Consider the following 23635-nt stretch of genomic DNA (forward strand, 5'->3'; position numbering starts at 1 on the left):
CGTGTCCGTGATCACCCCCGCTGAAGCGCTTCGTCCCCGTAGGGGGTGTACGCCGCCGGACCCGGCACGGGGACTTCACGGGGGAGCGCGGCGCCGCTACGGTTGCGGGCCACCGGTGACCGCGCGGCCGCGCGGGGTAGGGACACGGGTGATACGTGCGACGGAGAGGGAGGCCGCGTGGCCGCAGCGCTGGACAGGGCCAGGGACACCGGCAGGCACTACCGGAACCTGGGCATGGACACGTACTGGGAGCTGCGCAGGCGCAGGCCCGCCGTCGACCACCTGGTCCGGGCCTACGAGCGCTACGCCGACCGCAACGGCAACCAGTTGGCCGGTGCGGTCACCTACTTCGCCTTCCTGTCCTTCTTCCCCCTGCTGGCGCTGGCCTTCGCCGCGGTCGGCTACCTCGCCGCCGTGCAGGTCGAGGTGGGCGACTACCTCCAGCAGGCGCTGGACGGCGTCCTGCCGGGCCTGTCCGGGCAACTGCCCATCGACGAGATCGCCCAGGCCCGCGTGGGCGCCGGTGTCATCGGTGTGCTCGGTCTGCTCTACGCGGGCCTGAACGCGGTGTCCGCGCTGCGCGAGGCCCTGCACTCCATCTGGCTCAAGAACCTCAAGGAGGGCCCCAACCTCCTCCTGCGCAAGCTGGCCGACCTGCTGGTCATGCTGGGCCTGGGCGCGGCGCTGCTGCTCGCGGTGGCCTTCACCAGCGTCGCCCAGACCGCCACGCAGTGGCTCCTCGGGCTGGTGGGCCTGGACGGCTCCCTCCTGGCCAACCTCTCCCTGCGCGTGCTTGCCCTGGCCATCGCGGTCGGCGCCAACATGGCGATCTTCGTGCTGGCCTTCGCGCTGCTGTCGGGCAGCGGGCGGCCCACGCGGATGATGTGGAGGGGAGCCCTGCTGGGCGCGGTCGGGTTCGAGGTCCTCAAGGCCGCGGCGGCGGTGCTGCTGGCCGGGACGCTCAGCAACCCCGTCTACGCGTCCTTCGCCGTCCTGGTGGGGCTGCTGGTGTGGATCAACCTCGTGATGCGCCTTGTGATGTTCAGCGCGGCGTGGACGGCCACGTGGCTGCCGATGCCGCCGCCCTACACCGGCTCCCTGCCCCTGCCGGAGGAGTACGGCATGGACTGGACCCGCCCGGACTGGGCCGCGGGGGTCTCGGCTCGGGTGTCGGCCAGTGAGGCGGCCGAGCGCCGCCGGGCCCGGCGCGCGCTGGCCGGGATGTTGTCCCTGCTGGGGGCGGCCGGCGCCGCGGGCACCGCGGCGTGGGCGCTGCGCCGACGCCGCGGCGAGCGCGCGTAGGCGCTCCGGCGACGCACCCGAAACAGAAATTCTTTCCACGGAATTCGCATTAAGCGAGTCGATTGTCCCGTATGTGTGCGGTGCGTGAGGGGTAGTCCTCCCCTGTCCCGGTTGACCGGTTCTCCGGGGCGCGACGGTGCGACGGCCGAGGACGGCCGCAAACACCCCCTTCGGAGGGCAGATGGGAATCGCATTCAACTCGTCCGAACGCGCGACGATCGGAGTGGAGTGGGAACTCCAGCTCGTCGACCGGCGCAGTCGGCACCTGAGGCAGGAGGCGCCCAAGCTCCTCGCCGAACTCCCCGAGCTCAGCTCCGACTCCGCCCCGCCGCTGCGCCACGAGCTCATGCAGTCCCAGGTGGAGGTCGTGACCGGGATCTGCGAGACGGTCGAGGAGGCCAAGAGCGACCTGGGCCGCAACCTCGACCGCATGAGGGAGGTCCTCACGCCCTGGGGGACCACGCTGACCTGCTCCGGGACCCATCCCATCGATGACTGGCGCGACCAGGAGCTCAGCCCCGGCAAGCGCTACGGCGAGCTGGTCGAGCAGATGCAGTGGCTGGTCCGGCGCATCCTGACGTGCGGCGTCCACGTCCACGTCGGCGTGCGCGACAGGGACAAGGCCATCCCCATGGTCAACGCCCTGTCGCACTACCTGCCGCACTTCCTCGCCCTGAGCGCGTCCAGCCCGTTCTGGGGCGGACAGGACACCGGCCTGGCCTCCTCCCGGTCCGTCATCTTCGGCACGCTGCCCACCGCTGGGCCGCCGCCGAACCTCCCGCACTGGGCCGCTTTCGAGGAATACCTCGAAACGCTTCTCCGGGCAGGTACCATCGCCTCTATCAAGGAAGTGTGGTGGGACATCCGTCCGCACCCTGATTTCGGCACCATCGAGATCCGGATGTTCGACGGTATTCCCACCCTGCGCGAGGTGGGAATGGCCGCCGCGCTCTCTCAGAGCCTGGTGGAGCTGTTCGATCACCAGCTCGACCGCGGGTACGGTCTGCCCAGCCCGCCGTCCTGGGTGGTGAAGGACAACAAGTGGCGTGCCACCCGCTACGGACTCGACGCTCGTGTCATCACGGACGCGCGCGGAACCACGGTTCCGCTCCGCGACGACCTGTACGAGCTTGTCCGCGAGCTGAAACCGGTCGCGACCCGCCTGGGTTGCGCCGAGGACCTGGACCTGATCTCCGAGATCCTGGACAAGGGCGCCTCCTACGAACGTCAGCGCGCGGTCATCGCCGAGGGCGGGTCCCTCGACGACGTCGTGGACATGCTCGCCGCCGAGCTCCAGGGCGGTCCTCCCACCCGCGCAAGGGTCGGTGCCGGCGACGGAGCCGGTACGCGCTGAGACGTGGAGAAGAGGGGACCCTCGCATGCAGGGACATGACCTGCCGGAACAGTTGACCGCTTTCCTGGCGCGGCACGGGCGGGAGCTGAGCGGCTTCCGCCGGGACCTGCACATGCACCCCGAACTCGCCTTCGCCGAACACCGCACCACGGGGCGGATCGCCGAACGCCTGCGCGAGGTGGGCCTCGAACCGCGGGAACTGCCCCAGGGCACCGGTCTGGTCTGCGACGTCGGATCCGGCACCGGTCCCCTGGTGGCCCTGCGCGCCGACATCGACGCCCTGCCCCTGACGGACGAGAAAGACGTCCCCTACCGCTCCACCGTGCCGGGGGTCGCCCACGCCTGCGGGCACGACGTGCACACCACGGTCGTGCTGGCGGCCGGGGTCTTCCTGGCGCAGCTGGAGCGGGCGGGCGCGCTGCCCGGCCGGGTCCGCCTCATCTTCCAGCCCGCCGAGGAGCTCCCCGGCGGCGCGGTGGAGGTGGTCAACGCCGGTGCCATGGAGGGTGTGGACCGCATCTTCGCCCTGCACTGCGACCCCCGCCTGATGACCGGCCGGGTCGGACTGCGCACCGGCGGCATCACCGCCGCCTGCGACCAGCTCATGGTGCGGCTGTCGGGCCCGGGCGGGCACACCGCGCGCCCGCACCTGACCTCCGACCTCGTCTACGCCCTGGGCAAGGTCGTCACCGAGCTGCCCGCCGCGCTGTCGCGGCGGATCGACCCCCGGGCCGGGTTCAGCCTGGTGTGGGGCAGGATCAGCGCCGGTTCCGCGCCCAACGTCATCCCCGACGACGCCGTCGCCGAGGGCACCGTGCGCTGCCTGGACGACGAGGCGTGGCACGCCGCCCCCGACATCATCAAGGGTCTGGTGGAGTCGGTGGCCTCGGCCTACGGCGCCGAGGCCGAGGTGACCTACCGGCGGGGCGTGCCGCCCACCATCAACGAGGCGACCAGCGTGGCCCTCATGCGCGAGGCCGTCGCCGCCGCCCTGGGCCCCGAGGCGGCGGCCTCCACTCCGCAGAGCCTGGGCGGCGAGGACTTCGCCTGGTACCTGGAGCACGTCCCCGGCGCGCTGGCCCGCCTGGGCACCCACTCCCCGGACTGGGACGGACCCATGCTGGACCTGCACCGGGGCACCTTCGACGTGGACGAGCGCGCCATCGGCACGGGCACCCGCTTCATGGTGACCACCGCGCTGACCGCGCTGTGGGAGAGCTCGCGCCGCGACACGCGCGTGGGCACCGAGGAGGCCATGGCCTGAGACGGCCCGCGGGCGGGGAGCCCCCGGCCGCCGCGCGCACCGCGGCGGACCCCAGCGCGCCCGAGCGCATAGCACCGCCCGGCTCCCCGCCCGCCGACCCGCCGTACCGCTTCCGGCCGCGGCCCGGCCGTCCGGTGCGGCGACCCGCGTCCGCCTGTCGGGGCTGCTCCCCGGCTGGTGGCATCCTGAATCCATGAACCAGCCACTCACAGTCGACCAGATCCGGCGGGCGCCGAAGGTACTGCTGCACGACCACCTCGACGGCGGGCTGCGCCCGGCCACCGTCGTGGAACTGGCCCGGGAGACCGGCTACACCGGTCTGCCCACCTACGACGCACAGGAGCTGGGGCGGTGGTTCCGCGAAGCCTCCGACTCCGGCTCGCTGGAGCTCTACCTGGAGACGTTCGCGCACACCACGGCGGTCATGCAGACCCGTGACGCCCTGGTGCGGGTCGCCGCCGAGGCCGCGGAGGACCTGGCCGCCGACGGCGTGGTCTACGCCGAGCAGCGCTACGCCCCCGAGCAGCACCTGGAGGCCGGGCTCACCCTGGAGGAGGTCGTCGAGGCCGTCCAGGAGGGCCTCGAACTCGGCCAGAAGCGCGCAGCCGACCAGGGGCGCAGCATCCGCACCGGCCAGCTCGTCACCGCCATGCGCCACGCCGCCCGCTCCTCGGAGATCGCCGAGCTGGCGGTCCGCTACCGCGACGCGGGCGTGTCCGGGTTCGACATCGCGGGCGCCGAGGCGGGCAACCCGCCCACCCGGCACCTGGACGCGTTCGAGTACCTGCGCCGGGAGAACTTCCACTTCACCATCCACGCGGGTGAGGCGTTCGGCCTGCCCTCCATCTGGGAGGCCCTCCAGTGGTGCGGGTGCGACCGCCTGGGCCACGGCGTGCGCATCATCGACGACATCGACACCGACGGCGGCGCCCCGCGGCTGGGCCGCCTGGCCCAGTACGTGCGCGACAAGCGGGTGCCGCTGGAGATGTGCCCCAGCTCCAACGTGCAGACCGGAGCCGCGGAGTCCATCGCCGACCACCCCATCCGGCTCCTGCGCGACCTGCGCTTCCGCGTCACCGTCAACACCGACAACCGCCTCCAGAGCGGCACCAGCCTGTCGGAGGAGTTCGCCCGGCTCTCCGAGGCCTTCGGGTACGGCTGGGACGACATCCAGTGGTTCACGGTCAACGCGATGAAGTCGGCCTTCCTGCCCTTCGACGAGCGCCTGGCGCTGATCAACGGGGTCATCAAGCCCGGCTTCGCGCAGCTGAAGTGGACGACCTCCTGATGGACGGTCCCAACCCCACCACCCACTACTCCACCTTCACGCGGGTGGCGGCGATCGTGTGGATCGTGATCGCGGCCCTGCTGCTGGTGGACGTGCTCCTGCGCGGCGAGGGCCGTCAGGCCTGGATCGCGGGGGCCCTGCTGATCGCGACCGCCTCCGCGGTGTACCTGGTCTGGCTGCGCCCGCGCGTGGTCTCCACCGAGCGCGGCCTGAGGGTGGTCAACCCCCTGCGCGAGACCTTCGTGCCGTGGGCGGCGGTGCTCTGGGTGGACGTCACCGACGTCCTGCGGGTGCACACGCCCGGGGGCGTGGTGCGCTCGTGGCCGCTGCGCGAGACCAAGCGCCAGCGGGTCCGCGACAACATGCGCCGGGAGGGTGGATTCCTCGATCCGGACGACGACGGGGACCCCGCCTCCACGCGCCCGGTGGACCTGGCCGCCCGGCAGCTGCGCCAGGACGCCGAGCGCCACAAGGCGCGACCGCTCAGCGGGCCGGTCAGGGACGTGGACGGGGCGGGCCCCGCCGCGCTGGGCGCGCAGGACGAGCCGCAGACCATGGTCCCCCTGGAGGTGATCGTGGTCATCGGCGCGACCGCGGCCCTGCTCGCGGCGGTGTTCCTGCTCGCCTGAGCACCGCCCCTCCCGGATCCGACCCGGCCCCACCCCCGTGTGGCGGCCGGGTCCGCCTTGTCGGGGGTTGACGCGCCCTCCGAGTTCTGGTTAGGTAAGGCATGCCTAAGGGACAGTGTTCCGGGCGGACGACTTCGCGCGGATGGCCGTCCGCCCGGACCCTGCCCGAGGGTGACGCGCGCGGTTCAACTGAATAACGGAAGTACAGGGTGCCCAGGTCGCGAGTCCAACGGGATCTGCGGGGATTCCGCGCGGCGCGGGCACCGGGGCAAGCACTGCCTCCGACCGGAACCCGGTCGGTACCGTCCACCCCAGGCCTCGGGGTGTACGCTCGCCACGCCGGTACCGGACGGGCCCGGTCGGAGGCGCCCCACCCCACCTCCACCACCCAGGGCCGTCGAGGCCGGTCCCTAGGACTGGCCGATCACCCTGTTGAGCAGCTCACCCAGCCTGCGGGCCCGCTGCGTGACCACCTCCAGGGCGCGCTCGGCCTCGAAGGGCTCGAACACCGCCCCCACGGCGTCGTTGCTGACCACCGCCAGCCCCAGCACCTCGGCGCCCGCCTCCACCGCCGCGACCGCCTCCAGGGCGATCGAGTGGCCCACCAGGTCCGCGCCCGCCTGGCGCAGCACCTTCAGCTCCGCCGGGGTCTGCGTCTGCGGCCCCGTCGTGCACACGTAAACGCCCTCGGGGACCGAGGCGTCCGCCTCCTGGGCGGCCCGCCGCAGCCGGGGGCTGTAGGCCGACGACAGGTCCACGAACGAGGGCCCCACCAGCGGCGACCGGGCGGTCAGGTTGATGTGGTCGCGCACCACCACGGGCTGCCCCGTGGCGAAGTCGGTGCGCAGCGACCCGGCGGCGCCCGTCAGCACGGCGGTCGCCGCACCCGCGGCCACGCCCGTGCGGACCGCGTGGGCCACCTCCAACGGGCCGCGGCCCTCGTAGAGGTGGACGCGCCCCATGAACACGATGACGCGCTTGTCGCCCACCCACATGCTGCGGATCTTGCCGGAGTGCCCTTCGGCGGCGGGTTCGTGGAAGCCGGGGAGGTCGGTGGCGTCCAGCTCGATGTCGTACGAGCCCAGCGTGTCCACCGCGCCCGCCCAGCCCGAGCCGAGCACCACCAGCGCGTCGAAGCTGTCGGCACCGGTACGGGACAGGAGTTCGCGCGCCGCGTCGGCCGCCAGCTCCCTGGCCTCGCCGGTCGTCCTCGGCTGCTGCTCTGGTTCCGTCACACGACGGATGCTACCCCCGGGTGACCGCGCCGTCCGGGAGCGTGCGCACGTGTGTTCCCGCGCCCGGCCCGAAGGGGAACGCGGTGGTCACAGCTCGGTGGGCAGGCACTCCCTGGCGAGCAGCTCGGAGACGTACCAGTCGGGCGCCCCGGCCTTCTCGGCGGCCACCGCCAGCTCGCCCAGCTGGATCGCCGAGGGCATCCCGCCCTCGTAGCCGTCGAGCACGTAGGCCCAGGCCGTCACCACGCCGTGGTCGGTCGTCCGGGCGCGCACCGTGACCTTGCGGTAGGCCCGCCCGTCGCCCGCGACCGACCACAGCGCCCGCCTGCGCCGCAGCTCCTCGTACTCGTCCTCGGACACGCCCCGCAGACGGCGGTGACCCCCGCGCGGCACCTCCAGGGCGCCCTGCCAGAAGTCCAAGTGGGGTTCGTCCCATTCCATGAGGTCGTACAGCGCCACGAAGACCCGCCGGCCGGCGTCCTCGACCAGGGTCGCCAGCGCGCCACCGGGCTCGGGCAGGCACTCGCCGAAGGTCAGCCGCCAACCCTCCAACCAGCCCGTGGTGATGAGGGGCGAGTGCGGGGCCCGCCGGGCCATCTGCCCGGGGTGGAGACTGGTTCCGTACGCCGCGTAGATGGACACGGGGCCATCGTAGACCGGTTGGCCCGGGGTGCCTGCTATTTCCCCCGGTCGGCATGGCCGACAATGGGAGCAAGCGACGAAAACAGGTGGTGCCGCGCCATGCCCGCATATCACCCGGACCGGGGACGCGCGTGGCGGCCAGGCCGCAGAGGGAGTGAGGCTAGCGTGACGAAGGTCGTGATCATCGGTGGCGGACCCGGGGGCTACGAGGCGGCACTGGTCGCCGCGCAGCTCGGCGCGGACGTGACGGTGGTGGAACGCGACGGCATCGGCGGCGCCTGCGTCCTCACCGACTGCGTGCCGTCCAAGAGCCTGATCGCCACGTCCACCCGCACCACTTACGTACGCGAGTCCGACAGCCTCGGCATCCGTATCCGCGACGCCCATGACGAGGACGCGGTCCGGGTGGACACCGACCGGATCAACTCCCGCATCAAACTCCTGGCCCGGGCGCAGTCCGACGACACCCGCGCCCGCCTGGTCAAGGAGGGTGTGGAGGTGATCAGCGGCGAGGCCCGCCTGGTCGACCCGCACATCGTGGCCGTGGGCGACCAGCGCCTGCGCGCCGACGTCGTCCTCATCGCCACGGGCGCCCACCCCCGCGAACTGCCGTCCGCCAAGCCCGACGGCGAGCGCATCCTCACCTGGCGCCACCTCTACGACATGGAGGAGCTGCCGGAGAGGCTGATCGTGGTCGGCTCCGGCGTCACCGGCGCCGAGTTCGCCAGCGCCTACCAGTCACTCGGTTCCGAGGTCACCCTGGTCTCCTCGCGCGACCGCGTCATGCCCACCCAGGACGCCGACGCCGCCGAGGTACTGGAGCAGGTCTTCATGCGCCGCGGCATGACCGTGCTCAACAAGACCCGCGCGGAGTCGGTGGTGCGCACCGACGACGGCGTGCTCGTCACCCTCTCCGACGGCCGCACGGTGGAGGGCAGCCACTGCCTGATGACGGTCGGCATGATCCCCAACACCCAGGACCTGGGCCTTGAGGAGGCCGGCGTCCGCCTGGGCGACGGCGGCTTCGTCGAGGTCGACCGGGTCTCGCGCACCACCGTCCCCGGCGTGTACGCCGCGGGCGACTGCACGGGCGTGAACATGCTGGCCTCCGTGGCCGCCATGCAGGGCCGCATCGCCATGTGGCACGCGCTCGGCGAGGCCGTGTCCCCGCTCAAGCTCTCCACCGTGGCCTCCACCGTGTTCACCCACCCCGAACTGGCCGCCGTGGGCGCCAGCGAGGACGACGTGCGCAGCGGCCGGATCGACGGCCGGTCGGTCACCCTGCCGCTCAACACCAACCCGCGCGCCAAGATGAACGAGGTCAAGGACGGCTTCGTCAAGCTGATCTGCCGCCAGCACACCGGCATCGTGCTGGGCGGGGTCATCGTCGGCCCGCGCGCCAGCGAGCTCATCCTGGGCGTGTCCATCGCCGTCCAGCAGCGCCTGACCGTGGACGACATCGCGCACACCTTCTCGGTGTACCCGTCGCTGTCGGGCAGCGTGACCGAGGCCGCCCGCTCGCTCATGCTGGCGTCCCCGGAGTAGGAAGCCCCTTTTTATCCGCTCCTGACAAGAATCGAGTAATGTCGTTTCGTGATCTGTCCCAAGTGTCAAAGCACCATGCGCACGTTCGACCGCCAGGGCGTCCACATCGACCGGTGTGACGGATGCCAGGGTATTTTCCTCGACCGGGGCGAGCTGGAGCGCGTCGTCAACGCTGAGCAGCGCCACTACGGTGTCGCGCCGCCGCCCGACCCCCACCAGGCTCCGCCCCACGGCTACCCGCAGCAGCACCGGGGCGGTTACCCGGACTCGCCGAAGGGCTACCGGGGCGGTCACGGCGGCTACCCCGACTCCCCGAAGGGATACCGGGGCGGCTACCCGGACTCGCCGAAGGGCTACCGGGGCGGTCACGGCGGCTACCCCGACTCCCCGCGCGGCTATGGCGGACGCCGCAAGAAGAGCTTCCTCGAAGGCCTCTTCGACTGAGCCGAGCAGTCCCGACGACCTGGACGAGTAACCCGTGCACCCGCTGATCTGTACCCACTGCGGGGAATGGGACGAGACCCCCGACACCGCCGCGGGGGTCTCCGTGCTGCGCTGCGCCTTCTGCCAGCGCACCCGCCCGTTCCTGCGCCTGCCCCTGTACTGCGTGTCGGGGCCGAGCGGCACCGGCAAGTCCACCATCGCCGGGGCGCTGCTGGAGCGGCTCCGCGACCGCTTCGTCGTCCTTGAACAGGACCTCCTCTGGGTCGGCGGACTCCGCGACCCCGCCGACCACCACCGCCTGTTCCGCTCCACCTGGCTGCGCACCGCCGCCATGGTCCAGCAGAGCGGGCGGCCCGTCGTGCTGTGCGGCACGGTGGTGCCGCCGGAGTTGGAGCACCTGCCCGAGCGAGCCCTGTTCACCGACGTCCACTACCTCGCGCTGACCTGCGAGCCCGATGTCCTGGCCGGGCGCCTGCGGGCCCGCCCCGCCTGGCGCGAGTGGGACGAGGAGCGGATCGCCGAGGCCCTGGAGTACGCGGCCTGGGTGGAGTCCGAGGCCGCGCGCCTGGAGCCCCCGGTCGACCTGCTGGACACCACTAGCGCCGAGCCCCGCGAGACCGCCGACGCCGTGTGCCGGTGGATCGAGGAACGACACGTGCGGGCCGCCGCCTCCTGAACTGACGTCGTCGGCGGGAGGCCCCCGGACTGGCCGCGGGTGCGTGAGGGCGATCAGCGGTCGAGGTGCGGAGGTGGTTGCTCGCTCCAGCGGTGGCACCAAAGGCGGCGGGTGTCTCAGGAAGCTGCTCAACGCCCTGGTTCCGGGTGGTGGACGAGGCAGCGGCGCCTGCTGCCGCGTAGTGGTGCGGGAGGGCGACCAACGCCCGGGGTTGGGTGATGGTCGGGCTCTGCTGCGGTGGCAGCGAAGGCGGCGGGGCTGGCGGGCCTCGGGCAGCGCTACCGGCCCCCGGGGCGGGGGCGGGCGACGGTGGCAGCGACGAGGGTGGGCGCGGGGCCCGGGCCGCCTGTCTTACGCGGGCGTGCCGGACACGGACATGCCGGGGACCGGCACGACCCGGGGGTCACTCCCGGAGCGGTGGAACCGGGTCCCTGTCGGGCGGGTGGTCTCGTCCCCGTCCCTGGTGTTGGTGTTGGTGTGTGCGTAGTTCGCGTTGGTACTTGGCCCGGTTGTGCGGCCCGCACAACGGTTGCAGGTTCGCCACCACGGTGCGCCCGCCCCGGGAGAACGACCGCACGTGATCGGCCTGGCACAGGGCGACCGGTACCTCACACCCGCCCGGGTGGGCGCAGGTGGTGTGCCCGTGGAAGGCGGCCGCCCGTTGCCGCGCTGAGGCCAGGCGTCGACCGGGCCCCACGTCCAGCACCTGGCCGGTGGGTGGGGCGGTGAGTATCCGCACCACCTCGGAGTCGGCGGCCAACTCGTGCACCAGCCCGACCGGGATGACTCGGCCGTGCTCGTCCAGCGCCGGAACTTCCTGACCTTGAGCGTCCAGGTAGGTCTGTACGGGTACGACGATGCGGATCTGCGCCAGCGGGGCGGGGGCGTTGGCGCATCCGGTGTGGGTCGTGGCGAAACGCAGCGCCGCGATGAGCGCGTCGTGCTCACGCTGCGAACGACTGCGCGTGTCCTCCTCCGAAGGTGGGGTGGTGAAGGTGTCGATGGCCGCGCGCACGATCAACGCGTCCCCGGATCCGCCCCAGGCCTGCAACTGGTAGCTGCCCTGGAACGTGTCATGGACCGTCAGGCCGCGTGCGGCGTGAGCCGCCTCGTGGTCGCGGTCCAAACGGTGCGGATCCAAACGATGCGCGACCTGGCGGGCCACCGACTGGAGTTGGTTGACCGACAACGCGGGCCGCTCCGCCTTGGCCGCCACCAGCGCCGCTTCGAATCCCTGCCGGTACTGCGCCTGGTCGGGGAAATGCTGGGCGTCGCGGGTCTGGACGGCTGTGTCGGTGGCCTTGGCGATCACCACCGCCTCACCCAACACCACCCGGCCCTCAGCCACGGCCTGGGCGGTGGCGGGCAGGGTTTCCTCGTGCACGTGCTGGGCCAGCCGGGCCAAATCCTTGGCCTGGGCGGTAGGGACCTTGCACCGATGGGTGATCCACTTGTCCAACGTGGAGTAGCCGCTGTAGCGGGCCACCGCACCGCGTGCGTACAAACGCGCCATCCGCGCCAGAGCCTGGTAGCGGATCTGGTCCAGTTGGGCCCACAGCGCCGCGATCTCCTCAGCGGCCGCCTCGTCCGCTCCGGGCGGGACCTCGGTGTTCAACGCCTGGTGGATGATCTCGCGCGCACCGGCCAGCGCGGCCACGGCCGGGGAGCATTCCCCGGGGGCCGTCTCGGGCGCTGCGATCATCATCTCCATACTTCTTATTATAGGCCAGCACCCGCCCTTTCCTCCACTGTTCACAACGTCGAATTCGACGCGTTTCTCTCCCGGAGCTACTCTCGATTTACAGACCGCATTTCAGGCGAACCGAAAGGCTCCTGAAATTGCTCAGCCAAAATGGCACCTTGGCCTTGGATGCCGTTAGCTGCCCGGCCGCAGGTGCCGGGATCGTTGCCCGAGGCCGGAGGGTCCGCTTGCCGTTGGTGCCGACACAGCAGAGCCCGGCCACCTCCACGCCCCGGGCGTTGGTCGCCCTCCGGTGGTCGCTCCCGCCTTTGGTGCCGCTTTTCGTCGGCCACCCACACCCCCACCCGGCCCCGGCCGTTCCCCGCCGTCCGTGCCCTTTCGCGGCAGCTGGCGCGCTTTCGTTGCCGCCGGAAACCCCCGCCAAGAAACGCGTAGAGGAGAAACCTGTGGACGGCCTCTCCCTGCCCCTCGCTTATTTATCCCTGCTGGCCTGTGAACTGCGGGGCATGGGGCGCGGGGCATGGGACGCGGGATGTTTCAGGGCACGCCGAAAAGCTCACTGGGTGGGATCCCCCCTATTTTCAGGAAACCATCACCGCACCACCCACGACCAGCCCCAATTCCCACCTGTGGAAAACGTGGAGACACGAGAAGGGCCCCGAGCGGTCCGCCCGGGGCCCTGGGCCCGTCATCGTTCTGCCTGGTGAGTGCGGGTCAGAAGTCGAAGCCGCCGAAGTCGCCGCCCCCGAAGTCGCCTCCCCCGAAGTCCCCGCCTCCGAAGTCGCCTCCCCCGAAGTCCTCTCCGGCGCCGACCTCACCGGCGCCCATGCCCATACCCATGCCCATCATTGACCCCATCATGGAGCCCATCATCATGCCGGTGAACATGCCCATCATCATGTTCATCCCGAAGTAGCCGCTCGCGTAGGGCGAGTAGGCCGGACCGGCGTCGTAGTACGGGCGGCGCTCGCCGTCCACCTCGACCAGCCGGACGTCGGGCTGGCCGCCGGTGCGCACCGCACGCGCGCAGTCGGCGCAGGCGGTGACCTCGCGGGGCGCGCCGCCGGGCGGGGCCCAGGTCACGTCCTCCACGGACGGGCCGTGCTGCGGGTTGAAGAAGCAGGGGCCGCGCCGCTCGGGCACCGGGTCGCCGTTGAGGCGGGCCCGGGTGGCGGTCATGTAGTAGCGGCCGTCCTCCAGGGAGCTGGTGACCAGCCGGACCTGCTCGGGCTCGCGGATGTTGTCCAACTGGGCCTTGGCCTGGTCGTAGGCGTCCATGGCCTGGGAGTAGTCGTTGCGGGTGGCGTCGTCGACCTTGGATACGTCGATCTCCAGCCGGGCGACGTCCTCACCGAGGCGCACGACGTCCTCGGTGGCCATCTGCCGGATCTCCTCCAGTTGCTTGGCCTTCTCGGCCTCGCGCCTCTTGCGGCTGCGGTGGACGAACCACGCACCCGCGGCGACGACCGCCAGCAGGACCCCCAGGAGCACGAAACCGGAGGTGGCCCCGGCCTGCTCGGCCTCCTCGACCTGGGTGGCCGCGTCGGGGACGGCGACGAGGGTGTCGACCTGGTTGCCGCCGCCCTCCCGCATGGCCACCTCCCGGATCGCCTCGGTGTCCTCGACGTTGGGGGACAGCACCTGGAAGGTCTGGCTGCCCGCGAACACGCCGTAGACCCCGTCGCCGACCTCGTCCATGACGGGGTTCATCAGGGCGTCGAGCCCGGCCTGGGAGGAGATGCTGTCGGTGGGCAGGACCACGTAGTAGACGGGGACGTCCGCATCGGCGGCGGTCGACTCCAGGATTCCCTGCTCGGCCTCGGGGATCGCGTCGATGCTCGGGTCGATGAAGACGTTGTCGTTCCCGAGCTCCTCGGCGATCGCCTGGGCCTCGGGCGGTTGGGGCTGGGCGTCAGCCGAGGCGGGCACCGCCGCGGCGCTCACCATCGCCGCCGCGAGTCCGGCGGTCAGCACTGTGGGTGTTACCAAGCGGCGCAACATGATCGTTCCTCTCGCCTCCCTCTCCAACCTAGACGAACGGGTGCCCCCGCGTGGTTCCCCCTGTGCCGGAACTCACCGGCAGTACACAAACTCACCCGTTGTACACGGCCTCACCGGTCGTACACGCCTGTCGCACACGCGCGGCGGCGCACACCCGTCCGTGGACGGTCTTCCCGCCGTACACGCGGCGCGGCCCGCCGGAGGTGCTCCGGCGGGCCGCTGCGGACGGGGTGAGGCTGTGGGTCAGCCCTGACCGGAGGCCCCGGCGGGAACCTTCTTCACGCCGGGTTCGCCGACCTCGCCCTCGACGTCGTCGTGCGACTCGTCCAGCGGCACGAAGCCGGAGGCGTCGCGCGGCGCGTGGTAGCGGGCCACGTCCAGGATGCCCTCGCGCTTGGCCACGATGGCCGGGACCAGCGCCTGACCGGCCACGTTGACCGCGGTGCGACCCATGTCCAGGATCGGGTCGACGGCCAGCAGCAGGCCCACGCCCTCCAGGGGCAGGCCCAGGGTGGACAGGGTCAGGGTCAGCATGACGGTCGCGCCGGTGGTTCCGGCGGTCGCGGCCGAGCCGATCACCGACACGAACACGATCAGCAGGTAGTCGGTCAGGCCGAGGCTGATGCCGGGGAAGAACTGGGCGATGAAGATCGCCGAGATCGCCGGGTAGATCGCGGCGCAGCCGTCCATCTTGGTGGTGGCGCCGAAGGGCACGGCGAACGCGGAGTAGTAGCGCGGCACGCCCAGGTTCTGCTCGGTCACGCGCTGGGTGACGGGCATGGTGCCCATCGAGGAGCGGGACACGAAGGCCAGCTGGACCGCGGGCCACACGCCGCTGAAGTACTTCAGCGGGGAGAGGCCGTTGACGCGGGCGAGCACCGGGTAGACGACGAACAGCACCAGCGCCAGGCCGATGTAGATGGTCAGCGCGAACTTGCCCAGGGCGCCGATGGTGGTCCAGCCGTAGCTGTACACGGCGTTGCCGAGCAGGCCCACGGTGCCGATCGGGGCCAGGCGGATGATCCACCACAGGGCCTTGAGCACGATCTGGAGCGCGGAGTCGGTGAAGGCGATGAAGGGCTCGGCGGCCTTGCCGACCTTGATCGCGGCGATGCCCAGGACGATGGCGATGACGATCAGCTGGAGGACGTTGAAGTCCAGCGAGGCGCTGAAGCTGCCGTCGTCGGAGCCGGAGACGCTCGCGCCCAAGCCGAGGAAGTTGGCGGGGACGATGCTCTCGATGAACGCCATCCAGGAGCCGGTGCCCGAGGGCTCGGCGGCGGTGGTGGCGTCCACGCCGCTGTTGACGCCGGGCCGCACGATCAGGCCCAGGGCGATGCCGATGCCCACCGCGACCAGGGCGGTCGCGCCGAACCACAGCAGGGTCTTCCAGGCCAGCCGCGCCGCGTTGGTGACGTTGCGCAGGTTGGCGATGGAGGAGATGACGGCGAGGACGATCAGCGGCGGGACGATGGTCCGCAGCAGGGTGACGAAGGTCGAGCCGATGGTGTCGAGGGTGACGGCCAGCCAGTTGGTGGCGTCACCGGTCTCGGCGTCGGGCGGACTGATCTGGAAGGCGACGGCGCCCAGGACGACGCCGAGGACCAGGCCCGCCAGGACCTGTGCCGCGAACGGGAAACGGAGGGTCCTGCGCTTCTTGGGCGCGTCTGTGCTCTGTGCGGACACGGGATGGGACTCCAGTGGTGGTGAAGGCAGCCGGAGGGGTACGCACGGCGGAGCGGTCGGCGCCGCCGGGGTTTCCGGCACGGGGAACGGCGGGCATCACCGAGGGGATGGTGACACGGGGAACAAGGGTGCGCGGCGCGCTGCCCCGAAGGGCGCGCGTGGACCTAGCGACACGCCTGACAGCCGCGGCGGCACAGGTCGATGTGCCACCGTCGCGTCAGTCCCCAGATGTTCGTCACAGACAAGGACAATAACGTTCGTTCCTTATCTATTCCATACGCGGGTGTCGACAACTTCCTGTCCCTGGCGCCACAACGTCCACTCCACGGGCAATGCGGCGCGTCCCGCCCGGCCCGGATGCGTCGAGGATCACTCGTTCCGCAGGGCAGAAGCCGCAAAGGCCCGCGCGGACCGTCCCAGGATGGCCACGCTCCGTCCTGAACGGAACGCCCGGTGTCCTGGAGAAGGGGCGCGGTGACCGACTCCGAGGTGCGTGACCGCGAGCGCAAGCCCCAGCTCCACGCGCAGGCGGGCATCCCCCACTTCCGGCTCGTGGAGAGGGAGGGGGAGGTGGTGTACGTGTGCGAACTCGACCCCGTCAACAGCGGGTACGTGAACGCCGGTGTCCACAGGGAACGTGTGCGGGTCAGCGCGCCCTGCGGTCTGGACATCGACCTGACCGACGTCCGGGACCGCTGGCCACGTGCGCGGGGGAGGCACCGGCCGCCGGTGCCTCCCCCCTTCGCCCGCGCGTGGCTCACCCTCGCGTGGCGCGGACGCTAGGCGTCCTTGATCTCGCAGACCACCGCGCCGTTGCCCACGGCCTCGCCCGCGGTGATCCTCAGGCCCGTCACCGTCCCGGCCTTGTGCGCGTTGAGCGGCTGCTCCATCTTCATGGCCTCGATGACGACCACGGTGTCGCCCTCGGCGACCTGCTGGCCCTCCTCGGCCACCAGCTTGACCACGGTGCCCTGCATCGGTGAGACCAGCGAGTCTCCGCCCGCCGCCGCGGTGTTCCCGCCGCCCTTGCGCGCGGTCCGCTTGCCGCGGCGCTGGCCGCCCGCCGCCGGGGCGGCGGCCGAGGCGCCCAGGCCCGCGGGCAGGACCACCTCGACGCGCTTGCCGCCCACCTCGACGGTGACCCTCTCGCGCTCGTCCTCGACGGGCTCGCCCGGGGTGCCCGACCACGGCTCGATGGTGTTCTCGAACTCGGTCTCGATCCACCGGGTGTGGACCCCGAACGGCTGCTCGGGGTCGGCCGGGGCGAAGGCCGGGTCGCTCACCACGGCCTGGTGGAACGGGATCACCGTGGGCATACCGCCGACCGTGAACTCGGCCAGGGCCCGCCGCGAGCGCTGCAGAGCCTCCTGGCGGGTGCGGCCCGTCACCACGAGCTTGGCGACCATCGAGTCGAAGGCCTGGGGCACCGTGAACCCGGCCTCGCAGCCGGTGTCCACGCGCACGCCCGGGCCGCCGGGCAGGTTCAGCTCGGTGATGGTGCCCGGCGCGGGCATGAAGCCCCGCCCGGCGTCCTCGGCGTTGATGCGGAACTCGAAGGAGTGCCCGCGCACCTCGGGGTCGCCGTAGCCCAGCTCCTCGCCGTCGGCGATGCGGAACATCTCCCGGACCAGGTCGATGCCGGTGACCTCCTCGGTCACGGGGTGCTCGACCTGCAGGCGGGTGTTGACCTCCAGGAAGGAGATGGTGCCGTCCACGCCCACCAGGAACTCGCAGGTGCCGGCGCCGGTGTACCCGGCCTCGGCGAGGATGGCCTTGGAGGAGGCGTGCAGCCGCTCCATCTGCTCCGCGGACAGGAACGGCGCGGGCGCCTCCTCCACCAGCTTCTGGTGGCGCCGCTGGAGCGAGCAGTCGCGGGTGGAGACCACCACGACGTTGCCGTGGGTGTCGGCCAGGCACTGGGTCTCCACGTGCCGGGGCCGGTCCAGGTAGCGCTCCACGAAGCACTCGCCCCGGCCGAAGGCGGTGACCGCCTCGCGCACCGCGGACTCGTAGGCGTCGGCGACCTCGTCCAGGGTGTGGGCGACTTTGAGGCCGCGCCCGCCGCCGCCGAAGGCGGCCTTGATCGCGATGGGCAGGCCGTGCTCCTCGGCGAAGGCGACGACCTCCTCGGCCGACTCGACGGGGTCGGCGGTGCCCGCCACCAGCGGTGCGCCGACCTTCTGGGCGATGTGGCGGGCCTGGACCTTGTCGCCCAGGGCGGTGATCGCCGCGGGGGGCGGGCCGATCCAGGTCAGCCCGGCGTCGATGACGGCCCGGGCGAAGTCGGCGTTCTCGGCCAGGAACCCGTAGCCGGGGTGGACGGCGTCCGCCCCGGAGGCCTGGGCCACCGCCAGGAGTTTGGCGATGTCCAGGTAGGAGTCGGCGGGGGTGGCCCCGCCCAGCGAGTGGGCCTCGTCGGCGACCTTGACGTGCAGGGCGTCCAGGTCGGGCTCGGCGTAGACGGCGACGCTGGCCAGTCCGGCGTCGCGGCAGGCGCGGGCGATGCGCACGGCGATCTCGCCGCGGTTGGCGATCAGTACTTTACGCACGGTGGGAAATCCTTCTGCTCGGCGCGGGGCGGACAGCGCGCCGACCGCTCCGTGGTGAGTCTGCGGGTGGGGATGGCGGGGTCATCGCGTGCTCAGCCGCCAGGCGCCGGGGCCCGGGCGGGGCGGTGCGCCGCGCATGAGGCGCGAGCGGTCACGCCACCCGGACGGGCGTTCGGGGGCGGGCTCCTCGGCGGTCCGGGCGGCCCGGGCGCGGGCGCTGAGTACGGCGGTCAGGGCCGCGAGCTCCTCGGCGGTGGGCTCGCCACGGACCACGGCCAGGTGCGGCGGGTTCCTCGGCGCGCTCACAGCGGGATGTTCCCGTGCTTCTTGGGCGGCAGCTGCTTGCGCTTGTTGCGCAGGGCCTTGAGGGACTTGGCGATCCGGACCCGGGTCTCGGAGGGCATGATGACCCCGTCCACGTACCCCCGCTCCGCGGCGGAGTAGGGGTTGAGGAGGGTGTCCTCGTACTCGCCGACCAGCCGGGTGCGCTCGGCCTCGACGTCGTCGGCGGCGGCCAGGGTGCGCCTGTGCAGGATGTTCACCGCGCCTTGGGCGCCCATGACCGCGATCTGCGCCGTGGGCCAGGCCAGGTTGACGTCGGCGCCCAGGTGCTTGGAGCCCATGACGTCGTAGGCGCCGCCGAAGGCCTTGCGCGTGATGACGGTGATCAGGGGCACCGTGGCCTCGGCGTAGGCGTACAGCAGCTTGGCGCCGCGGCGGATGATGCCGTCCCACTCCTGGTCGGTCCCGGGCAGGAACCCGGGCACGTCCACGAAGGTCAGCACCGGCACGTTGAAGGCGTCGCAGGTGCGCACGAAGCGCGCGGCCTTCTCCGAGGCGTCGATGTCCAGGCAGCCCGCCAGGCTCATGGGCTGGTTGGCGACGATGCCGACGGACTGGCCGTCCACGCGGCCGAAGCCCACCACCATGTTCGTGGCGAACTGGGCGTGGACCTCCAGGAAGTCGCCGTCGTCCAGGACGGCCTCGACCACCGTGCGCATGTCGTAGGGCTGGTTGGCCGAGTCCGGGATGAACGCGTCCAGGGCCAGGTCGGTGTCGGTGGCCCCGTCGCCCGGGGCGTCCTCGGGAGGCAGCGGCGGCGCCTCCTCCAGGTTGTTGTCGGGCAGGTGCGAGAGCAGCGTCTTGACGTACTCGATCGCGTCCTGCTCGTCGGCGCCCATGTAGTGCGCCACACCCGACCTGGTGTTGTGGGTGCGGGCGCCGCCCAGCTCCTCCATGGAGACGTCCTCGCCGGTGACCGTCTTGATGACGTCGGGGCCGGTGATGAACATCTGCGACGTCTCGTCCACCATCACGACGAAGTCGGTGAGGGCGGGGGAGTAGACGTGGCCGCCCGCGGCGGCGCCCATGATCAGGGAGATCTGCGGGATGACGCCCGAGGCGTGGGTGTTGCGCCGGAAGATCTCGGCGTACAGGCCGAGCGCGACCACGCCCTCCTGGATGCGCGCGCCGCCGCCCTCGTTGATGCCCACGACGGGGCACCCGTTGGTGAGGGCGTGGTCGAGGACCTTGACGATCTTCTCGCCGTAGACCTCGCCCAGCGATCCGCCGAAGACGGTGACGTCCTGGCTGAACACCGCCACGGGACGTCCGTCGACCGTTCCGTGGCCGGTGACGACGCCGTCACCGTAGGGGCGGTTGCTCTCCAGGCCGAAGCTGGTGGAGCGGTGTCGGGCCAAGGCGTCGAACTCCACGAACGAGCCGGGATCGAGCAGTGCGTCGATCCGCTCGCGGGCGGTCATCTTGCCTTTGGCGTGCTGTTTCTCAACGGCTCGAGCAGACCCTGCGTGTACGGCCTCGTACCGGCGTCGTTGCAGGTCGGCGAGCTTGCCCGCGGTCGTGTGGATGTCGATCTCGTCCGCGGACAGCGGTTCAGGGGCTTCGGTGGCCATAACTACGCAGGTTAACCGCGAGGTGCCGTCACACGGGAACCCAGCCCTGGTTACCGGCGAGTAACTAGGCGGCGGCGGCGCCCCCGAGCAGGCACGTCGCCCGAGCCCGCGTCCGGAGCGTGCGCGAAGCGCACGGAACGTACACCCGGGGCCCGCGGCGCGGAAGGCGGTATCACCGAAAACGCGTGAGGAAATGTGCCCTACTTTCTCGTGAGCAACAATGCTTAACGCCCGGGCAAAACATCGGAAATACGCCCCCGCGCACCTGGCGGCGGGTGCGATCTCTGTAGGGTCGGTGACCATGACAGCGGTAAGCGCGGAACGCGACAGTGCACGGCAGGAAGTTCCCGAGCAGCTCAGGAATGACGTCAAACTGCTCGGCGAGATGCTCGGAACGGTTCTCGCCGAAAGCGGCGGCGAGGATCTGCTCGCCGATGTCGAGAAGCTCAGGAGAGCGGTCATCGGCGCCCGCGACGGGTCGGTCACGGGGGAGGAGATCACCGCGATCGTCGCCGCCTGGCCGCTGGAGCGCGCCAAGCAGGTGGCGCGCGCCTTCACCGTCTACTTCCACCTGGCCAACCTGGCCGAGGAACACCAGCGGATGCGGGCCCTGCGCGAGCGCGACGACGCCGCCAACCCGCCCCGCGAGTCCCTCGCGGCGGCCGTCCGCGCCATCCGAGAGGGCGACGGCGGTGAGGAGCGCCTCAACGAGCTGATCGCGGGCATGGAGTTCCACCCCGTGGTCACCGCCCACCCGACCGAGGCGCGCCGCCGCGCCGTGTCCACCTCCATCCTGCGCGTCAGCGCCCAGCTGGAGGCCTGGCACGCCTCCCACGAGGGCAGCAGCGCCGCCGCCGAGGCGCACCGGCGCCTGCTGGAGGAGATCGACCTGCTCTGGCGCACCTCCCAGCTGCGCTACACCAGGCTCAACCCGCTCGACGAGGTGCGCACCGCCCTCGCCGCGTTCGACGAGACCATCTTCTCCGTCATCCCGCAGGTCTACCGGAGCCTGGACGCCGCCATCGACCCGGAGGGCACCGGAGTGCGCCCGCCCCGCGCCACGCCCTTCGTGCGCTACGGAAGCTGGATCGGCGGAGACCGCGACGGCAACCCCTACGTCACCTCCGACATCACCCGAGAGGCCGTGCTCATCCAGTCCGAGCACGTGCTGCGCGGCCTGGAGGCCTCCTGCACCAAGGTGGCCCGCACCCTCACCGCCTACTCCAACCTCACCCCCGCCAGCCCGGCGCTGCTCGACGCGCTCGCCTCGGCCAAGGCGGGACAGCCCGAGCTGACGGCGGAGATCGGGGCGCGCTCGCCCAACGAACCCCACCGCCAACTCCTGCTGCTGGCCGCCGCCCGGCTGCGCGCCACGCGCGAGCGCGACGCCGACCTGGCCTACCCCGACGCCGACGCCTTCCTGGCCGACCTGCGCACCGTGCAGGAGTCCCTGGCCGGGGCTGGCGCGGTCCGCCAGGCCTACGGCGAGCTCCAGCACCTGGTCTGGCAGGCCCAGACCTTCGGCTTCCACCTCGCAGAACTGGAGATCCGCCAGCACAGCGAGGTGCACGCCGCAGCTCTCGCCGAACTGCGCGAGGGCAAGGAGCCGTCCGAGCGCACCGAGGAGGTCCTCGCCACGATCCGGGTGATCGCCTGGATCCAGGAGCGCTTCGGGGTGGAGGCCTGCCGCCGCTACGTCGTCAGCTTCACCCGCTCCGCCGAGGACATCGCGGCCGTGTACGAACTGGCCGCCCACGCGCTGCCCGCGGGACGCGTGCCGGTCCTGGACGTCGTCCCGCTGTTCGAGACCGGCGCCGACCTGGACGCCTCGCCGCACGTGCTCGACGGCATGCTCGAACTGCCCCAGGTCAACAGGCGCCTGGACGAGACCGGCCGCAGGATCGAGGTCATGCTCGGCTACAGCGACTCCGCCAAGGACGTCGGACCGGTCAGCGCCACCCTGCGCCTCTACGACGCCCAGGCCCGCCTTGCCGCGTGGGCCGCCGAGCACGACGTGCGCCTGACCCTGTTCCACGGTCGCGGCGGCTCGCTCGGCCGCGGCGGGGGTCCGGCCAGCCGCGCCCTGCTCGCCCAGGCGCCCGGCTCGGTCGGCGGACGGTTCAAGGTCACCGAGCAGGGCGAGGTCATCTTCGCCCGCTACGGGCAGTCCGCGATCGCCCGCCGCCACATCGAGCAGGTCGGCCACGCGGTGCTGATGGCCTCCACCGACGCCGTCCAGGAGCGCGAGCGCTCCGCCGAGCGGGAGTACCGCGCCCACGCCGACACCATCGCCCGCGCCGCCCAGGAGGCCTACCTGGAGCTGATCAACACCGAGGACTTCGCGGTGTGGTTCTCCCAGGTCACCCCCCTGGAGCAGCTGGGCGAGCTGCGGCTGGGCTCGCGTCCCTCGCGGCGCGGCGCGGCTCGGGGGCTCGGCGACCTGCGCGCCATCCCGTGGGTGTTCTCCTGGACCCAGACCCGGGTCAACCTGCCGGGCTGGTTCGGCCTGGGCACGGGCCTGGCCGCCGTGGAGGACCTGAGCGTGCTCCAGGCCGCCTACCGCGAGTGGCCCATGTTCTCGTCCCTGCTGGACAACGCGGAGATGAGCCTGGCCAAGACCGACCGCACCATCGCCGAGCGCTACCTGGCGCTGGGCGGGCGGCCGGAGCTGACCGAGCTGGTGCTGGCCGAGTACGACCGCACCCGCGACCTGGTGCTCGAGGTCACCGGGCACAGCCGCCTGCTGGAGAACCGGGCGGTGCTCTCCCGCGCGGTGGACCTGCGCAACCCGTACGTGGACGCGCTCTCCCACCTCCAGCTGCGCGCGCTGGAGGCGCTGCGGGGCGAGGAGGCCGACTCCCTGTCCGAGGAGGACCAGCAGCACCTGGAGCGGCTGCTGCTGCTCTCGGTCAACGGCGTGGCAGCCGGGCTCCAGAACACCGGCTGACCGCCGGCCGGCCCGCACGCGCGGGGGCGTCCCGCACCCGGGAGGGGGTCGCGGGGCGCCCCCGCGCGTGCCGGAGTCCCGTTACCCGGCAAGAGCGCTGGTGTCGATCGTGAGGTCGAACGGCTCGGGGAGGTGGATCTCCTTGCCGAAGGGCACCTTCGTGGAGCTGTTGTACCTGCCGTCCTCCGGATCGGAGTAGAGCCCCCGCCGGTCTGCGGGTCCCAGCGGTCCACCAGCAGGCACAGGGGGATTCCGGCGTGGGCGTAGCCCCTTCGATGACCTCGGCTCGCCGGCCCTCCGGCAGGTCCGACTGTTTCCAGGCGCGCAGCAGGACTTCCCAGTGCGACGGCGTTCGGGTCGCCGTCTCCGCCTCTGCGATGCTCATCCCCGGCGCCACCTCCGGTAACTGAACGTAGCAACGCGTCATCACCTATGTGCCGGTTTCAGCTCAGAGGGCG

The 23635-nt window shown here is 71.8% G+C and carries 19 protein-coding genes; 10 read left to right on the forward strand and 9 right to left on the reverse strand.

Annotated features, from left to right (window positions below; translation table 11 throughout):
- Positions 1-177 precede the first annotated feature (177 nt).
- The 5 genes from KGD83_RS05445 (at position 178) to KGD83_RS05465 (ending at position 5837) form a co-directional block, all read left to right on the forward strand.
- Entirely contained in the window at positions 178-1302 is a 1125-nt protein-coding gene (locus tag KGD83_RS05445; protein WP_212642813.1) for a YihY/virulence factor BrkB family protein, read from the forward strand.
- 181 nt (positions 1303-1483) lie between these two features.
- Complete coding sequence (locus KGD83_RS05450) at positions 1484-2656, forward strand: glutamate--cysteine ligase (protein ID WP_212642814.1); 1173 nt, start codon at positions 1484-1486, stop codon at positions 2654-2656.
- A gap of 25 nt (positions 2657-2681) precedes the next feature.
- Complete coding sequence (locus tag KGD83_RS05455; protein ID WP_212642815.1) at positions 2682-3920, forward strand: M20 family metallopeptidase; 1239 nt, start codon at positions 2682-2684, stop codon at positions 3918-3920.
- Positions 3921-4113: 193 nt separating this feature from the next.
- Entirely contained in the window at positions 4114-5208 is a 1095-nt protein-coding gene (locus KGD83_RS05460; RefSeq protein ID WP_212642816.1) for an adenosine deaminase, read from the forward strand.
- Positions 5208-5837 (forward strand): PH domain-containing protein, encoded by a 630-nt coding sequence (locus tag KGD83_RS05465; RefSeq protein WP_212642817.1) that lies wholly within the window; start codon positions 5208-5210, stop codon positions 5835-5837. The genes KGD83_RS05460 and KGD83_RS05465 overlap by 1 nt, the downstream gene beginning before the upstream one ends.
- 410 nt (positions 5838-6247) lie before the next feature.
- Here KGD83_RS05465 and KGD83_RS05470 read toward each other — a convergent pair whose 3' ends face one another.
- Together KGD83_RS05470 and KGD83_RS05475 are read right to left on the reverse strand one after the other, a co-directional pair.
- Complete coding sequence (locus KGD83_RS05470; RefSeq protein ID WP_212642818.1) at positions 6248-7072, reverse strand: purine-nucleoside phosphorylase; 825 nt, start codon at positions 7070-7072, stop codon at positions 6248-6250.
- 87 nt (positions 7073-7159) lie between these two features.
- Entirely contained in the window at positions 7160-7714 is a 555-nt protein-coding gene (locus KGD83_RS05475; RefSeq protein ID WP_212642819.1) for a gamma-glutamylcyclotransferase family protein, read from the reverse strand.
- Between the two features lie 165 nt (positions 7715-7879).
- On the opposite strand from KGD83_RS05475, the gene KGD83_RS05480 reads away from it, so the two are divergent.
- The 3 genes from KGD83_RS05480 to KGD83_RS05490 are packed head-to-tail and all read left to right on the forward strand — an operon-like array spanning position 7880 to position 10379.
- The gene (locus tag KGD83_RS05480) at positions 7880-9259 is read left to right on the forward strand and encodes an NAD(P)H-quinone dehydrogenase (RefSeq protein WP_212642820.1); all 1380 of its coding nucleotides are present in this window, start codon (positions 7880-7882) and stop codon (positions 9257-9259) included.
- A gap of 48 nt (positions 9260-9307) precedes the next feature.
- Positions 9308-9703 carry a TFIIB-type zinc ribbon-containing protein gene (locus KGD83_RS05485; RefSeq protein WP_212642821.1) on the forward strand — a complete coding sequence of 132 codons (396 nt, stop codon included), beginning with the start codon at positions 9308-9310 and terminating at the stop codon, positions 9701-9703.
- 34 nt (positions 9704-9737) lie between these two features.
- A complete protein-coding gene (locus KGD83_RS05490; protein ID WP_019609746.1) occupies positions 9738-10379 on the forward strand; it encodes an AAA family ATPase in 642 nt (213 codons plus the stop codon).
- A gap of 403 nt (positions 10380-10782) precedes the next feature.
- Here KGD83_RS05490 and KGD83_RS05495 read toward each other — a convergent pair whose 3' ends face one another.
- The 3 genes from KGD83_RS05495 to KGD83_RS05505 form a co-directional block, all read right to left on the reverse strand.
- On the reverse strand, positions 10783-12081 hold the full coding sequence (locus KGD83_RS05495) for an HNH endonuclease signature motif containing protein (RefSeq protein WP_212644279.1): 1299 nt from the start codon (positions 12079-12081) through the stop codon (positions 10783-10785).
- A gap of 714 nt (positions 12082-12795) precedes the next feature.
- The gene (locus KGD83_RS05500; protein WP_212644280.1) at positions 12796-14055 is read right to left on the reverse strand and encodes a chemotaxis protein CheA; all 1260 of its coding nucleotides are present in this window, start codon (positions 14053-14055) and stop codon (positions 12796-12798) included.
- A 270-nt stretch (positions 14056-14325) separates the two neighbouring features.
- Entirely contained in the window at positions 14326-15768 is a 1443-nt protein-coding gene (locus KGD83_RS05505; RefSeq protein ID WP_212642822.1) for a dicarboxylate/amino acid:cation symporter, read from the reverse strand.
- A 474-nt stretch (positions 15769-16242) separates the two neighbouring features.
- Between KGD83_RS05505 and KGD83_RS05510 the strand changes: the two genes are divergently transcribed.
- A complete protein-coding gene (locus KGD83_RS05510) occupies positions 16243-16551 on the forward strand; it encodes a hypothetical protein (protein ID WP_212642823.1) in 309 nt (102 codons plus the stop codon).
- On the opposite strand, the gene KGD83_RS05515 is transcribed toward KGD83_RS05510, so the two are convergent.
- The 3 genes from KGD83_RS05515 to KGD83_RS05525 all read right to left on the reverse strand — a co-directional run bounded on the left by KGD83_RS05515 (position 16548) and on the right by KGD83_RS05525 (position 20230).
- The gene (locus tag KGD83_RS05515; RefSeq protein WP_212642824.1) at positions 16548-18317 is read right to left on the reverse strand and encodes an acetyl/propionyl/methylcrotonyl-CoA carboxylase subunit alpha; all 1770 of its coding nucleotides are present in this window, start codon (positions 18315-18317) and stop codon (positions 16548-16550) included. The genes KGD83_RS05510 and KGD83_RS05515 overlap by 4 nt on opposite strands.
- An 81-nt stretch (positions 18318-18398) precedes the next feature.
- The gene (locus KGD83_RS05520) at positions 18399-18623 is read right to left on the reverse strand and encodes an acyl-CoA carboxylase subunit epsilon (RefSeq protein WP_212642825.1); all 225 of its coding nucleotides are present in this window, start codon (positions 18621-18623) and stop codon (positions 18399-18401) included.
- Positions 18620-20230, reverse strand: coding sequence for an acyl-CoA carboxylase subunit beta (locus KGD83_RS05525; RefSeq protein WP_212642826.1), 1611 nt, complete (start codon positions 20228-20230; stop codon positions 18620-18622). Before KGD83_RS05525 ends, KGD83_RS05520 begins: the two co-directional genes overlap by 4 nt.
- 301 nt (positions 20231-20531) lie before the next feature.
- Here KGD83_RS05525 and KGD83_RS05530 point away from each other — a divergent pair, with 301 nt between their 5' ends.
- Positions 20532-23177 carry a phosphoenolpyruvate carboxylase gene (locus tag KGD83_RS05530; protein ID WP_256448846.1) on the forward strand — a complete coding sequence of 882 codons (2646 nt, stop codon included), beginning with the start codon at positions 20532-20534 and terminating at the stop codon, positions 23175-23177.
- A gap of 81 nt (positions 23178-23258) precedes the next feature.
- Here the strand turns inward: KGD83_RS05530 and KGD83_RS28450 are convergent, their stop codons facing one another.
- The gene (locus tag KGD83_RS28450; RefSeq protein WP_249352168.1) at positions 23259-23420 is read right to left on the reverse strand and encodes a hypothetical protein; all 162 of its coding nucleotides are present in this window, start codon (positions 23418-23420) and stop codon (positions 23259-23261) included.
- Positions 23421-23635 lie beyond the last annotated feature (215 nt).

Origin of the sequence: Nocardiopsis akebiae (genome assembly GCF_018316795.1) — a bacterium.
Taxonomy (GTDB): domain Bacteria; phylum Actinomycetota; class Actinomycetes; order Streptosporangiales; family Streptosporangiaceae; genus Nocardiopsis; species Nocardiopsis dassonvillei.